The sequence below is a fragment of the Oleomonas cavernae genome (assembly GCF_003590945.1).
Lineage (GTDB): Bacteria > Pseudomonadota > Alphaproteobacteria > Zavarziniales > Zavarziniaceae > Zavarzinia > Zavarzinia cavernae.
In genome coordinates this window covers 3875789-3888017 of sequence record NZ_QYUK01000011.1, presented here as the reverse complement: position 1 = coordinate 3888017, position 12229 = coordinate 3875789, and the positions used below count along the sequence as shown (strand labels likewise).

Annotated in this window: 11 protein-coding genes and 1 pseudogene; 10 read left to right on the top strand and 2 right to left on the bottom strand. The window is 67.7% G+C overall.

Annotated elements, in window-relative coordinates; genetic code table 11:
- Positions 1 to 18 precede the first annotated feature (18 nt).
- Positions 19 to 462, bottom strand: coding sequence for an RbsD/FucU family protein (locus tag D3874_RS22630; protein ID WP_119781260.1), 444 nt, complete (start codon positions 460 to 462; stop codon positions 19 to 21).
- Positions 463 to 464: 2 nt separating this feature from the next.
- Positions 465 to 1700, bottom strand: coding sequence for an ROK family transcriptional regulator (locus D3874_RS22625; protein WP_119781257.1), 1236 nt, complete (start codon positions 1698 to 1700; stop codon positions 465 to 467).
- A gap of 218 nt (positions 1701 to 1918) precedes the next feature.
- Between D3874_RS22625 and D3874_RS22620 the strand changes: the two genes are divergently transcribed.
- The 10 genes and pseudogenes from D3874_RS22620 to D3874_RS31690 all read left to right on the top strand — a co-directional run bounded on the left by D3874_RS22620 (position 1919) and on the right by D3874_RS31690 (position 12228).
- Positions 1919 to 2944 carry a substrate-binding domain-containing protein gene (locus tag D3874_RS22620; RefSeq protein WP_119781254.1) on the top strand — a complete coding sequence of 342 codons (1026 nt, stop codon included), beginning with the start codon at positions 1919 to 1921 and terminating at the stop codon, positions 2942 to 2944.
- 123 nt (positions 2945 to 3067) lie between these two features.
- Complete coding sequence (locus D3874_RS22615) at positions 3068 to 4153, top strand: ABC transporter permease (protein WP_233560101.1); 1086 nt, start codon at positions 3068 to 3070, stop codon at positions 4151 to 4153.
- Positions 4150 to 4953, top strand: a complete 804-nt coding sequence (locus D3874_RS22610; protein WP_119782446.1) for an ATP-binding cassette domain-containing protein — start codon at positions 4150 to 4152, stop codon at positions 4951 to 4953. The genes D3874_RS22615 and D3874_RS22610 overlap by 4 nt, the downstream gene beginning before the upstream one ends.
- Before the next feature lie 243 nt (positions 4954 to 5196).
- Positions 5197 to 5859, top strand: coding sequence for a PAS domain-containing protein (locus D3874_RS22605; protein WP_119781247.1), 663 nt, complete (start codon positions 5197 to 5199; stop codon positions 5857 to 5859).
- A complete protein-coding gene (locus D3874_RS22600) occupies positions 5808 to 7460 on the top strand; it encodes a sensor domain-containing protein (protein WP_158596173.1) in 1653 nt (550 codons plus the stop codon). Before D3874_RS22605 ends, D3874_RS22600 begins: the two co-directional genes overlap by 52 nt.
- Positions 7461 to 7675: 215 nt before the next feature.
- Entirely contained in the window at positions 7676 to 8572 is an 897-nt protein-coding gene (locus D3874_RS22595) for an SDR family oxidoreductase (RefSeq protein WP_119781241.1), read from the top strand.
- Between the two features lie 11 nt (positions 8573 to 8583).
- A complete protein-coding gene (locus tag D3874_RS22590; RefSeq protein ID WP_119781238.1) occupies positions 8584 to 9372 on the top strand; it encodes an enoyl-CoA hydratase/isomerase family protein in 789 nt (262 codons plus the stop codon).
- A gap of 84 nt (positions 9373 to 9456) precedes the next feature.
- A pseudogene (locus D3874_RS22585) lies at positions 9457 to 10956 on the top strand (long-chain-fatty-acid--CoA ligase); the annotation flags it as partial.
- 43 nt (positions 10957 to 10999) lie between these two features.
- The gene (locus D3874_RS31695; protein ID WP_338016743.1) at positions 11000 to 11698 is read left to right on the top strand and encodes a protein kinase family protein; all 699 of its coding nucleotides are present in this window, start codon (positions 11000 to 11002) and stop codon (positions 11696 to 11698) included.
- On the top strand, positions 11680 to 12228 hold the full coding sequence (locus D3874_RS31690; RefSeq protein ID WP_338016742.1) for a phosphotransferase: 549 nt from the start codon (positions 11680 to 11682) through the stop codon (positions 12226 to 12228). Before D3874_RS31695 ends, D3874_RS31690 begins: the two co-directional genes overlap by 19 nt.
- Position 12229: the final 1 nt, after the last annotated feature.

Sequence of the window (12229 nt, the reverse complement as noted above, 5' to 3'; positions counted from 1 at the left end):
CCTCGCCGCACACCAGGATCATGGCGCGCCCTCGGTTGGCTGGATCACGCCCTTGCGCAGGATGACGTTGCCGTAGAGCCGGCGCTCGCCGCTGGCAACCACCGCATAGGCGGCGCGGATGCGGTCGTAGAACGGCTCGCCCTCGATCGGCACCAGGCTGAAACCCGGCTCGTGGCAGGCGATCGCCGCCTCGAACTCGGCGAACACGGGCTCCATCCGCCCGCGCTCGCCAAAGGCGCAGGGCCGGAACGCCGCCTGCGGCACCGCCGCGTCCAGCGGCATGAGCGACAGTACCGCATCCAGGATCACCGGTGCCGCATGGCCGTCCATGCGGACCAGGCGGTGGGCATGGGCGTCGGCGGGGTAGTTGGCGTCGACGATGGCGATCTCGTCGCCGTGGCCCATGGCGCGCAGGATGCCCAGCAGGTCCGGGCCGATCAGCGGATTGATTCCCTTGAGCATGGTCAATCCTTGAACAGAACGTCGTGGTCGCGGGCGAAGGCGGCCAGCAGCGGCAGGGCGGCACCGCCGATCGCCCGGGCGTCGCGGCCGATGCTGCCCTCCACCACGGCCGCCTCGGTCAATCCCTGCCGGTCGAGGCGGGCCAGGCAGTCCCGGGTCCGCGCCACCAGGCGGCGGCGGACATCGACGGGAAAGGCGCCGTCGATGACGATCGCGTCGAAGTCGATCACCGACAGGACCGCCGCGCAGGCCTGGGCCAGCGCCTCGCCGGCTTCCGCGATCCACGCCTCGAGCGGGGCCTCGAAACTCGACCAGTCGTCGGGCGACAGCCAGATCGCGGTGCCCGACTTGCCCGCCGCGATCAGGCGGCGTTCCAGGCGATAGATCGAGGCGGTGCGGATCAATTGTTGCAAGGTCGCCGCGCCACCCGCCTCCCGGCGCAGGATCGGCATGGATCCCAGTGCCCCGGCATTGCCGCTGCGCCCCGGGAACAGGCTGCCGTTGAGCACGATGCCGCCGCCGATGAAGGCGCCGACATAGAAGTAGGCGAAGTTCTGATAGGCCGCACCCTGGCCGAAGGTAAGCTCGGCGGCGCAGGCCGAGGTGGCATCGTTGCACACCCGCACCGGCCAGCCGGGAAAGCGGCGCGCAAGTTCGCCGACGGCGTCGAAATGGCGCCATTCGCCCAAGGCGCCGGGTGGCGTTTTCAGGTCGTTTTCCCAGTTCCACAACTCGAAGGGCATGGCGACGCCAAGGCCACTGATGCGGTCACGCTGCGTCGGTTCGAGGGCGGCCACGAGCCCGGGGATCTCGCGCTCGGCAAAGGCCATGAGGTCGCCCGGCACCGGGTAGGCATAGGTTACGCGGCGCCTTGTGCGGATGCCGGCGACCAGGTCCATCAGGACGAGGTCGCTGCTGCGCCGCCCGATCATGATGCCGATCCCGAAGGCGCCGTCGGGGTTCAGCGAATAGGGCACGGAAGGCTGGCCGACCCGGCCGCGCTGCCGCTCGCCGGGGATCAGCAGGCCGTCGGCTTCCAGGTGGTTGATGATGACGGTCGTGGTCTGGACCGAAAGGCCGGTGAGGCGGGCGATCTCCACCTTGGCCAGGCTGCGATGGCGCCGGATCAGCGACAGGATCAGCCGCTCGTTGTAGAGGCGCACGCCAAGCTGGTTGGTGCCGCGGGTGACGGGCGACACGAATTCATCGACAGCCTGAACTGGCGTGACCTGCTCCATCCCTGGTTCCTCGACATTCTTGGTTTATCGGGCGCCGCCACGAACCCGGCAGCGCCCCTTCACGATCAGACAATGAGGCCGGCCGCGGCGCCCTGTCAATTAATAATTCGGAATGATTTATCTATTGACAGCGCCATACCCCTGGGATTTGATGAACGGGCCAAAACAAGCATCCGCGGTTCCGCCGCGAAGATCAGCGTCGTCCCAGGGAGGGAAACATGCGCCAGCCGTTCCGGCTTCTCGCCACAACCGTATTCACTTTGGGCCTGTGCATTCCCGGCGCTTTCGCGGCGGACAAGCCGATCGTGGGTATCATCACGAAGACCAACACCAACCCGTTCTTCGTCAAGATGCGGGAAGGCGCCGAAGCCGCCGCGTCGCAACTGGGCATGGAGCTGCGCTCCTTCGCCGGCAAGCTGGACGGCGACAATGAATCCCAGGTCGCGGCGGTGGAAAACCTGATCGCCGCGGGCGCCAAGGGCATCCTGATCACCCCCAACGATTCACGCGCCATCGTCCCGGCGATCGAGAAGGCGCGCGCCGCCGGCATCCTGGTGATCGCCCTCGATACGCCGCTGGACCCCGCCGATGCGGCGGATGCGACCTTCGCCACCGACAATTTCCTGGCCGGCGAGATGATCGGCCAATGGGCGGCAAAGGCCCTGGGCGACAAGGCGGCCGGCGCGAAAATTGCCCTGCTCGATCTCAATGCCAACCAGATCTCGGTCGACGTGGCGCGCGACCAGGGCTTTCTGAAGGGCTTCGGCATCGATCTCGCCGATCCCGGCCGGATCGGGGACGAGAGCGATCCCCGGATCGTCGGGCACGACGTGACGCTGGGCAACGACGAGGGCGGCCGCAAGGCCATGGAGAACCTGCTCCAGCGCGACCCCGAGATTTCGGTGGTCTACACCATCAACGAGCCGGCCGCCGCCGGCGCCTATGAAGCGCTGCGCTCGGTCGGGCGCGAGAAGGACGTCCTGATCGTCTCGGTCGACGGCGGCTGCCCCGGCGTGCGCAATGTCCAGGACGGCGTCATCGGCGCCACCTCGATGCAGTTTCCCCTGCTGATGGCGGCGAAGGGGGTCGAGGCGGTAAAGAAATTTGCCGACGAAGGGGTCAAGCCCCAGGCCTCCCAGGGGCTCGATTTCGTCAATACCGGGGTCGAGCTGGTCACCGACAAGCCGGTTCCCGGCGTTCCCTCGATCGACGCCGCCGCAGCCTTGAAGAAGTGCTGGGGCTGACCGCCGATGACGGACAGTATTTCAGCAGGCAACCCGCGGCGGCGAGCGAGCGGGAGAAGCCAAAGAAGGGGAAGCCTGCGCGCGGTGGCGCCAGGGCCAACCCCCTCAAGGAAGGATGACAAGATGGCGGACATAGGCAGCGGCGACCGTCCCGGCATGCAGGCCTTCGAGGCCGTGCTGGAAAAGCGGGACACCAGCGTCGCCGATTTCGACGTCCGGGCGAAAACCCCGTTGCAAAGGCTCCAGCACTTCCTGCATGCCAACCCGACGGCGGTGCCCGCCATCGTCCTGCTGCTGGGCATCCTCGCCTTCAGCCTGATCGCCGGCGGGCGCTTCCTGTCCGCCTTCAACCTGTCCCTGGTCCTGCAACAGGTGACGATCATCTGCGTCATCGGGGTGGCGCAGACCCTGATCGTGATCACCGCGGGCATCGACCTGTCGGTCGGCGCGATCATGGTGCTGTGCTCGGTGGTGATGGGCAAGCTGGCGGTCATGGCCGGGGTGCCGGCACCGCTCGCCTTCGCCGCCGGGGTGGCTGTGGGCGGTGCCTGCGGCGCCCTGAACGGCGCCCTGGTGACCCGGCTGAAACTGCCGCCCTTCATTGTAACCCTGGGCACCTGGTCGATCTTCTTCGCCCTCAATCTGTGGTACTCCGCCTCCGAAACCATCCGCTCGCAGGATGTCGGCAAGGAGGCGCCGTTCCTGCAATGGCTGGGCACTTCGGTCGACGCCTTCGGCGCCCGCCTGACCGCCGGCTCGTTCTTCATGCTGGTGCTGGTGGCGGCGGTCTGGTTCGTGCTGAACCGCACGGCCTTCGGGCGCCATCTCTATGCCGTCGGCGACGACCCCGACGCGGCCCGGCTGGCCGGCATCCGCACCGGCCGTGTCCTGTTCTTGGTCTATGTCGCGGCGGGGGTCATCTGCGCCCTGGGGGCCTGGACCCTGATCGGCCGCATCGGCTCGATCAGCCCGCAGGCCGGGCAGACCGCCAACCTCGACAGTGTCGTGGCGGTCGTCATCGGCGGCGCCAGCCTGTTCGGCGGGCGCGGCTCGATCATCGGCACGCTGTTCGGCGCCCTCATCGTCGGGGTGTTCCGCAACGGCCTCGCCCTCTCCGGCGTCGAAGCCCTGTGGCAGGAGTTCACCGTCGGCTGCCTGATCATCGTCGCAGTCGCCCTCGACCAGTGGATCCGAAAGGTGTCGGCATGACCCTCGACCTGAAGAACAGCCAGCCCAAGGTGCCGGTTCTGGAAGCGCGCGGCCTGGTCAAACGCTACGGCCGCGTCACCGCCCTCGACGGGGCCGATTTCGAGCTCTTTCCCGGCGAGATCCTGGCCGTGATCGGCGACAACGGCGCCGGCAAGTCGTCGCTGATCCGCGCCCTCTCGGGCGCCCTGGTGCCGGACGAAGGCGAGATCCGCCTGGAAGGCCAGCCGGTCTGCTTCCGCACGCCGCTGGACGCCCAGGCGGCGGGGATCGAGACCGTCTACCAGTCGCTGGCCCTGGCCCCCAGCCTGTCGATTGCCGACAACATGTTCCTGGGCCGGGAAATCCGCCGCCCGGGCGTGCTCGGCTCGATGTTCCGCATGCTGGACCGCCGGGCGATGCAGCGCATCGCGCGCGAGAAGCTGACCGAACTGGGCCTGATGACGGTGCAGAGCATCAACCAGTGCGTCGAAACCCTCTCGGGCGGGCAGCGCCAGGGTGTCGCCGTGGCCCGCGCGGCGGCGTTCGGCTCGCGCGTGGTGATCATGGACGAGCCGACGGCGGCGCTGGGCGTCAAGGAATCGCGCCGGGTGCTGGAGCTGATCCTCGACGTGCGCCGGCGTGGCCTGGCCATCGTCCTGATCAGCCACAACATGCCCCATGTCTTCGAGATCGCCGACCGGATCCACATCCACCGGCTGGGCCGGCGCCTCACCGTCATCGATCCCAAGGCCTATTCGATGTCCGATGCCGTGGCCTTCATGACCGGGGCCAAGACGCCGGCCGACGCCATCGCGGCCTGATGCGGCGCCATGGCGGCGGCGAATTCGGACACTATTGACAATGTTAGCACTTTTTTCACCTTGAATTGTTAACGGGGGGTTAACTAGAGCCAGTGTAAAAGCACCTAACGACAATAAAGTTGTTGTCCACCGTCTCACCAGGGTGCTTTCAGGGTGCAAGACCAGACCGACACGCGCCAGGGCTCGCCGACAAATGACGCAGGGCGCGACGCGATCGCGCCGGCTGCGGCAGGGCCGGCATGGATGCGGGCGGCGAAGCGGCTTCTCGCCGCCGCGCGGGTCTTGCTGTCGGCCGGGAACCGGCGCGCGGCCGAGCGCAAGCTGCGGGCGTCCGAGGAATGGTATCGCACCCTGGTCGCGAGCGTCGCCGACGGCATCGTCAGCATCGACGCGAAGGGCATCGTCGAGACCATGAACCCGGCCGCGGAACAGATGTTCGGTTTTGCCGCCGACGAGGTTCTGGGCCGCAATGTCACCATGCTGATGCCCGAGCGCTTTCGCCCCGTCCACGACCGCCATGTGAGGCGGTTCGCCGCGCAACGGGATCCCGCGCTCATCGGCCTGCGCCGCGAGGTCGTCGGCTGGCGCCGCAACGGCCAGGAATTTCCCATGATGCTGGCCCTCAACGTGGCGCCGGGCCGGGGCGATGCGCGCTTCGTCGCGCTGGTCACGGACATGACCGCCCAGAAGCGGGCCCGGCAGGATATCGCCGAAGCGCACCGCCGGCTGCACTCGATGATCGAAGCCGCCCCCTTCGCCATCATCACGACCGATGCGGCGGGGATCGTGGACAGCGTCAATCCCGCGGCGGAACGCCTGACGTTGTACCCCGCGGCGACCTCATGGGCGGGCCGATGGCACAGGTCTACGATCCCGACGAGGTGCAGGTCCGGGCAACCGACTTGAGCAAGATGAGCGGCCGGCCCGTCGAGCCGGGCCTGGAAACCTTCACCTTCAACGCGCGGCGGGGCTTCACCGACGACGGCGAATGGACCTTCGTGCGCAAGGACGGCTCCAGGGTTCCCGTGCAGTTGGCCGTCACGGCCATGCGCGACGCCGATCAGGGCATCGTCGGCTACATCAGCATCGCCTACGACATCAGCGAACGTAAGCGCCGCGAGGAATATGCCCAGCACATCGCCCACCACGATTTCCTGACCGGCCTGCCGATGCGCAGCCTGCTGGGCGATCGCCTGCAAATGGCGATGGCGCGGGGCCGCCGCGAGCGCAGCAAGGTGGGCGTCCTGATGATCGACCTCGATCATTTCAAGCGCGTCAACGACTCGATCGGCCACCATGTCGGCGACAAGCTGCTGCGCATCGTGGCCGACCGCCTGATCGGCTGTGTGCGCGCCAGCGACACGGTGGCGCGGCTGGGCGGCGACGAGTTCGTCGTTCTGGTCCCCGATGTGCGCGAGGTTGCCAGCATCGTGCATGTCGCCAAGACGCTGCTGGAACGGATCGCCGCGCCGGCCGTGGTCGGCAGCCATGTGCTGCAGGTGACGCCCAGCATCGGCATCTCGGTCTATCCGACCGACGGCGACACGGTGGACGAGCTGATCAAGCACGCCGACACCGCGATGTACTGGGCCAAGGCGAACGGGCGCAGCGGCTACATGCTGTTCACGCGCGAGATGCAACGCGCGGCCTCGTACAAGATGGAGCTGGAGAGCGATTTGCGCCGGGCGCTCGAGTGCCAGGAGCTTCAGTTGCACTACCAGCCGAAGGTCAGCCTGGAGACGGGCCGCATCATCGGCATGGAAGCCCTGCTGCGCTGGACCAATGCCGTCCACGGCGCGGTCTCGCCCGCAAAGATAATCCCGATCGCCGAGGAATGCGGCCTGATCCAGGTGATCGGTGCCTGGGTGATCCGGACGGCCTGCCGCGAAGCGCGCCTGCTGCAGGTGCGGCTGGGCCAGCCCTTGCGGGTGTCGGTCAACGTCTCGCCGCGCCAGTTCCTGCAAAACGACCTGGTCGATGTCATCGCGGCGGCGCTGGCGGACAGCGGGCTGGCGCCCGAGCACCTGGAGGTGGAGATCACGGAAGGCGTGTTGATGGAGAACACGGCGCTGGCGCTCGAGCGGCTGGCGCAGATTCGCGCGCTGGGCGTCAGCATCGCCATCGACGATTTCGGCACCGGTTTTTCCAGCCTGTCCTACATCACGCGCTTCCAGATCGACACCTTGAAGATCGACCGCAGCTTCATCGCCAATGTCACCGAAAGCGCCAATGATGCCGCGGTGGCGCAGGCCATCATCGCCCTGGCCCGCAGCCTGAAGGTGAAGGTCGTCGCCGAAGGCGTCGAGACCACCGGGCAACTGGCCTTCCTGCGCGAGCACTGCTGCGACGTCGCCCACGGCGACCTGTTCGGCGCGCCCGTGCCGCCGGCGCTGTTCAGCGTCCAGGGCTTCCATTTCGCCGCCGCCTGTTCGGCCGCGGATTTCGCCGAGACCTTCGGCCAGCTCAACCAGTCGAGCGAAGACCTGGTACGCGCCGTCGTTCACTGAACCCGGTCTGCGATCCGTCGAGCAGCGTCGCCGGTATCCCTCGACGCCGCGGGTTGACAGGACTTCCCCAAACAGTACACTAGCGCACAATAAATATATGTCCTAAATGCCAAGGCAGGGACATCGCTAGGGGAAACCAGGGAAGTGAAGCTGTTCAAGGGCCGCCATTCCATGTCCGCCATCCGCCGCCCGGGCGGGTGTCTGGGGATCGCGTCGTGACCGCCGGACCCTTCCGGGCGGATGCCCTGGCGGCCAAGCGGATTCTCGTCACCGGCGGCGGCAGCGGGCTGGGGGCGGAGATTGCCCGGGGTTTTGCCCAGCACGGGGCGACGGTCTATATCTGCGGCCGGCGCCAGGGCCTGTTGAGCGAGACGGCGGCGCGGCTGTCGCAGGAGACCGGTGGCCGGGTGGTGGCGCTCGCCTGCGATCTGCGCAACCCCCAGTCGATCGACGAGATGTTCGCGGCGATCTGGGCCGAGGGGCCGCTGACCGGCCTCGTCAACAATGCCGCCGCGAATTTCGTCGCCCCCACCAAGTCGCTGTCGCCGCGGGGCTATGAGGCTGTCCGCTCGACCGTGATGGACGGCAGCTTCTATGTCACCCTGGCGGCGGGCAAGCGCTGGATCGCCGATGGCGTGACCGGCTCCGTGGTCAGCAACCTGGTGACCTGGGTCTGGACCGGCTCGCCCTTCGTGGTGCCGGCGGCCATGGCCAAGACGGCGATCCATGCCATGACCATGTCCCTGGCGGTGGAATGGGGGCCTTACGGCATCCGGCTGAACGCCGTGGCGCCGGGGCCGTTCCCCACGGAAGGGGCGTGGGAGAAGCTGAACCCGATCCCCGAGACCTCGGCCGGCGCGACCCAGGCCGATCAGGTGCCGATGCGCCGTTTCGGCAAGATGCACGAGTTGCAGAACCTGATGATCTTCCTGATGTCGGACGGCTGCGAATACCTGACCGGCCAGACCATCGCCATCGACGGCGCGCATCACCTGGCGGCCCCCAGCACCTTCGCCGGCCTGTCCGACCTGACCGACGAGCAGTGGGCGGCGGCGCGGGAGAGGATCAAGGCGGCATCGGACCGCGACAAGCAGCAACGGACAGTGGGCTGAGGAGCACGAACATGAATCTTAGGTCCATGCGCCTCGATGTGCGGGACGGCCTCGCCGACCTGACCTTCACCGAAGCGGCGCGCGGCAACCCGATCGACGGCATCTTCTGTGCCGAGATCCGGGACGTCTCGGTCGAACTGTCCGAGCGTGCCGATGTCCGCGCCGTGCTGATCAAGGCCGAGGGCAAGACCTTCAGCGTCGGCGGCGATATCGCGGCCTTCACCCGCGATCTCGACGCGCTGCCCCGGACGATCAAGGGCTGGGCCACCGACCTGCATGACGCGGTGGCCAGGCTGCAGCGGATCGATGCGCCGATCGTCGCCGCGGTGCATGGCGTCTGTGCCGGCGGCATGGCGGCCTTCGTCGCCGGCGCCGACATCGTGGTGGCCTCGCCCGGCGCACGCTTCGTCTCGGCCTATACCGGCATCGGCTTTGCCTGCGACGGCGGGGCCACGGTGATGCTGTCGCGCCGCATGGGCTATGCCCGGGCGCGCCGCTACCTGCTGCTGGGCGAGGTGCTGAACCACGAGGCTGCCTTGGCTGCCGGATTGGTCGACGTGGTGGTCGAGCCCGACGCCCTGATCGACCATGCCGGCGCGATCGCCGCGCGCCTGGCCGCCGGGCCGACGCGCAGCTACGGCGAGATCAAGCGCCTGTTCCAGAGCGTCGACCACGAGCCGATCGAGACCCAACTGGCGCTCGAAGCCATGGCCATTGCCCGCACCGCCGCGACCCAGGACGCCCGCGGCGCGCTGCTCGCCTTCCGCGACAAGCGCCCAGCCGTCTTTTCCGGTCGCTAGGCCGCGCCCCACCTGGAGACAACCGATGTGGGTCTATCCTGAAATCCGCACCCTGGGCGATCTCACCGCCTTTCATGCCCGGCACACCCGGGTGGCCTGGCCCTCAGCTTCGAGGGCAGCACCACCGACTGGGCGACGCTGGAGGGCCAGGCCAACCAGGTCGCCCGCCTGCTGATCGGCGCGGGCGTGGCCCCGCGCGACCGCGTCGCCTTCCTGGGCAAGAATTCCGCCGATTTCTTCTTGGCCATGTTCGGCGTGGCCAAGGCGGGCGCCTGCTTCGTGCCCCTGAATTGGCGCCTGTCCGAGCCCGAACTGGGCGACGTGCTGGTCGATTGCGGCGCCACCATCGTGATCGTCGAGCGCGACCACCAGGACATGCTGCAAGGGGCCGAGAGCCGCAGCGGCACGAATCTGGCGCGGATCGTGATCGACGAGCAGGCGACCCTGGTCGCCGCGGCGGCGGATCAGGGCACGCAGGCCCCCGAGGTCTGGATCAGCGAGGACGATGCCGCCATCCAGCTCTATACCTCCGGCACCACCGGTCGGCCCAAGGGCGTGCTGCTGACCCATGGCTGCTTCAATCGCATTCGGCTGTGCGAACATCTGGAAGCCGCCTATCAATGGCACCCGGGCGACAGTTTCCTGTTCATCCTGCCCAATTTCCACCTGCTGGGCATCGGCCTGTCGATCCAGTGCCTCTACAACGGCCTGTCGCTCAGCGTGCAGCGGCGCTTCGATCCGGCGGGGGCCCTGGCGGCGATCACCCAGGATCGCCCGACCCTGCTGGTGCTGACCCCCACCATGATCCAGATGCTGCTGGACCATCCCGATGCCGCGACCACCGATTTCGGCTCGCTGCGCCTGACCATGTATGCCGGCTCGCCCATTTCACTGGGCCTGATCAAGCGTGCGATCGCGGCGATGCCCTGCCAGTTCATGCAGTTCTACGGCGCGACCGAGTCCGCCGGGGCGATCTCGCTGCTGCGGCCCGAGGAGCACGACCTGTCGAACGAGGGCAAGCTCAAGTCCTGCGGCCGCCCGCTGCCCCTCATTGCCCTGCGCATCGTCGACGACAAGGGCAACGAGGTGCCCGACGGCCAGCCCGGCGAATTGCTGGTGCGCTCGCCGGCCATCGCCCAGGGCTATTGGAACAACCCGGATGCCACGGCGGCCGCCTTCCAGGACGGCTGGTACCGCACCGGCGACGTCGCCCTGCGCGATGCCGAAGGCCTCTACTACATCGTCGACCGGGCCAAGGACATGATCGTGACCGGCGGCGAGAATGTCTATTCGGCCGAGATCGAGCACGTCCTGTCCACCCATCCGGCGGTCTTGGCGGTGGCGGTGATCGGCGTGCCCGACGAGCGCTGGGGCGAGGCGGTGAAGGCGGTGATCGTTCCCAAGGCGGGCGAAGAAATCGCGCTGGCCGAGCTGTCGGCCTACTGCCGTGAACGGCTGGCCGCCTACAAGGTGCCCAAGAGCTTCGATCTGGTCGACGTCCTGCCGATGACCGGCACCGGCAAGGTCTCCAAGAAGGACCTGCGCGCCCGCTATTGGGGCGGGCAGCAACGCTCGGTCGCCTGAAGGGACGGGGCAAAAATAGGGTGGGGGAAACAGTATGCATTACATGCAGCGGCTTCCTGGGATGGCGGGCGCGGGTGTCCCGGCAAACAAGAACCTGCCATCCGCCGAATGGATCGCCGGGCTTCGGCGCCGCTACCAGGTCGAGCGGCACATCGACCTGCTGCTGACCCGCAAGCTGCAGCGGCGGGCCGGCCCGGGTTTCGAGCCGGTGCCGCTGGCGCGACTGGTTCAGGCCTTGCAGGCCCTGCTCCGGGTGCGGATCGAGGGGGCCTTCACGATCGAGGATGCGCGCTGGCTGTCGGGCGGCGCTTCCAAGCTGCAGGTCGCCTTCGCCCTCGACTGGGACCGGCCGGGTGTGGGGCGGGAGCGCACGCCCATGGTCTTGCGGATGGAGCCGGCCGAGTCGATCGTGGAGACCAGCCGGCTGCGCGAGTTCCAGCTCATCAAGGCAATGGAAGGCGTGGTTCCCGTGCCGCCCGTCTTCTGGTGCGACGCGGAAGGCGAGTATTTTCCCTATCCGGCGCTGGTCTATGGTTTTGCGCCCGGTGTCACCAAGCCCAGCGAAGATACCAATCGCGTCTCGGGCGTCGGGGCCGTCGTCGGTGGCGAGCTGCGCCGAAAGCTCGCGCCGCAGTTCGTCGACCACCTGGCACGCATTCACAACCACGATTTCGCGCAGGGCGATCTTTCGGCCTTCGATGTCCCGGCGGGCGGTGGAACCCAATGCGCGGCGTGGGGGTGAACTGGTGGGACCGGGTCTGGGAAGAGGATGGCGACGAGGAGATTCCCCTGCTTCGCCTGGCGGTGGCCTGGCTGCGCCGGAACCTGCCGGTTCTCGACCGGCCGTCGATCGTCCATGCCGACTACCGCACCGGCAATTTCCTGTTCACGGAGCAGGACGGGCACATTTCGGCCTGGCTCGACTGGGAACTGGGTCGGATCGGCGATCGGCATCAGGACCTGGCCTGGACCACCAGCCGGGCCTTCGCCACGATGGCGGAAGACGGCAAGACCTCCCTGGTCTGCAGCATGATGCCGGAAGCCGCTTTCCTGGAGGCCTATGAGCGGGCGTCCGGCTTCGCGATCGACCGCAAGTCGCTGCATTGGCACAAGATCTACAACAGCTTCAGCCTGGCGGTGCTTCTCCTCGGCACGGGCTATCGCGTCGCCCGGAACGGCAAGACCCACCAGGATGTTCTGGTGGCCTGGCTGATCGGTATCGGTTACATGATCATGGACGACATGCGAGCCCAGCTCGAGAAGGGGGCGTGAC

Excerpts from the sequence above, each read along its gene's own strand:
- D3874_RS22630 (WP_119781260.1), bottom strand. The coding sequence starts at position 462 with ATGCTCAAGGGAATCAATCCGCTGATCGGCCCGGACCTGCTGGGCATC.
- D3874_RS22625 (WP_119781257.1), bottom strand. The coding sequence starts at position 1,700 with ATGGAGCAGGTCACGCCAGTTCAGGCTGTCGATGAATTCGTGTCGCCC.
- D3874_RS22620 (WP_119781254.1), top strand. The coding sequence starts at position 1,919 with ATGCGCCAGCCGTTCCGGCTTCTCGCCACAACCGTATTCACTTTGGGC.
- D3874_RS22615 (WP_233560101.1), top strand. The coding sequence starts at position 3,068 with ATGGCGGACATAGGCAGCGGCGACCGTCCCGGCATGCAGGCCTTCGAG.
- D3874_RS22610 (WP_119782446.1), top strand. The coding sequence starts at position 4,150 with ATGACCCTCGACCTGAAGAACAGCCAGCCCAAGGTGCCGGTTCTGGAA.
- D3874_RS22605 (WP_119781247.1), top strand. The coding sequence starts at position 5,197 with ATGCGGGCGGCGAAGCGGCTTCTCGCCGCCGCGCGGGTCTTGCTGTCG.
- D3874_RS22600 (WP_158596173.1), top strand. The coding sequence starts at position 5,808 with ATGGCACAGGTCTACGATCCCGACGAGGTGCAGGTCCGGGCAACCGAC.
- D3874_RS22590 (WP_119781238.1), top strand. The coding sequence starts at position 8,584 with ATGAATCTTAGGTCCATGCGCCTCGATGTGCGGGACGGCCTCGCCGAC.
- D3874_RS31695 (WP_338016743.1), top strand. The coding sequence starts at position 11,000 with ATGCAGCGGCTTCCTGGGATGGCGGGCGCGGGTGTCCCGGCAAACAAG.
- D3874_RS31690 (WP_338016742.1), top strand. The coding sequence starts at position 11,680 with ATGCGCGGCGTGGGGGTGAACTGGTGGGACCGGGTCTGGGAAGAGGAT.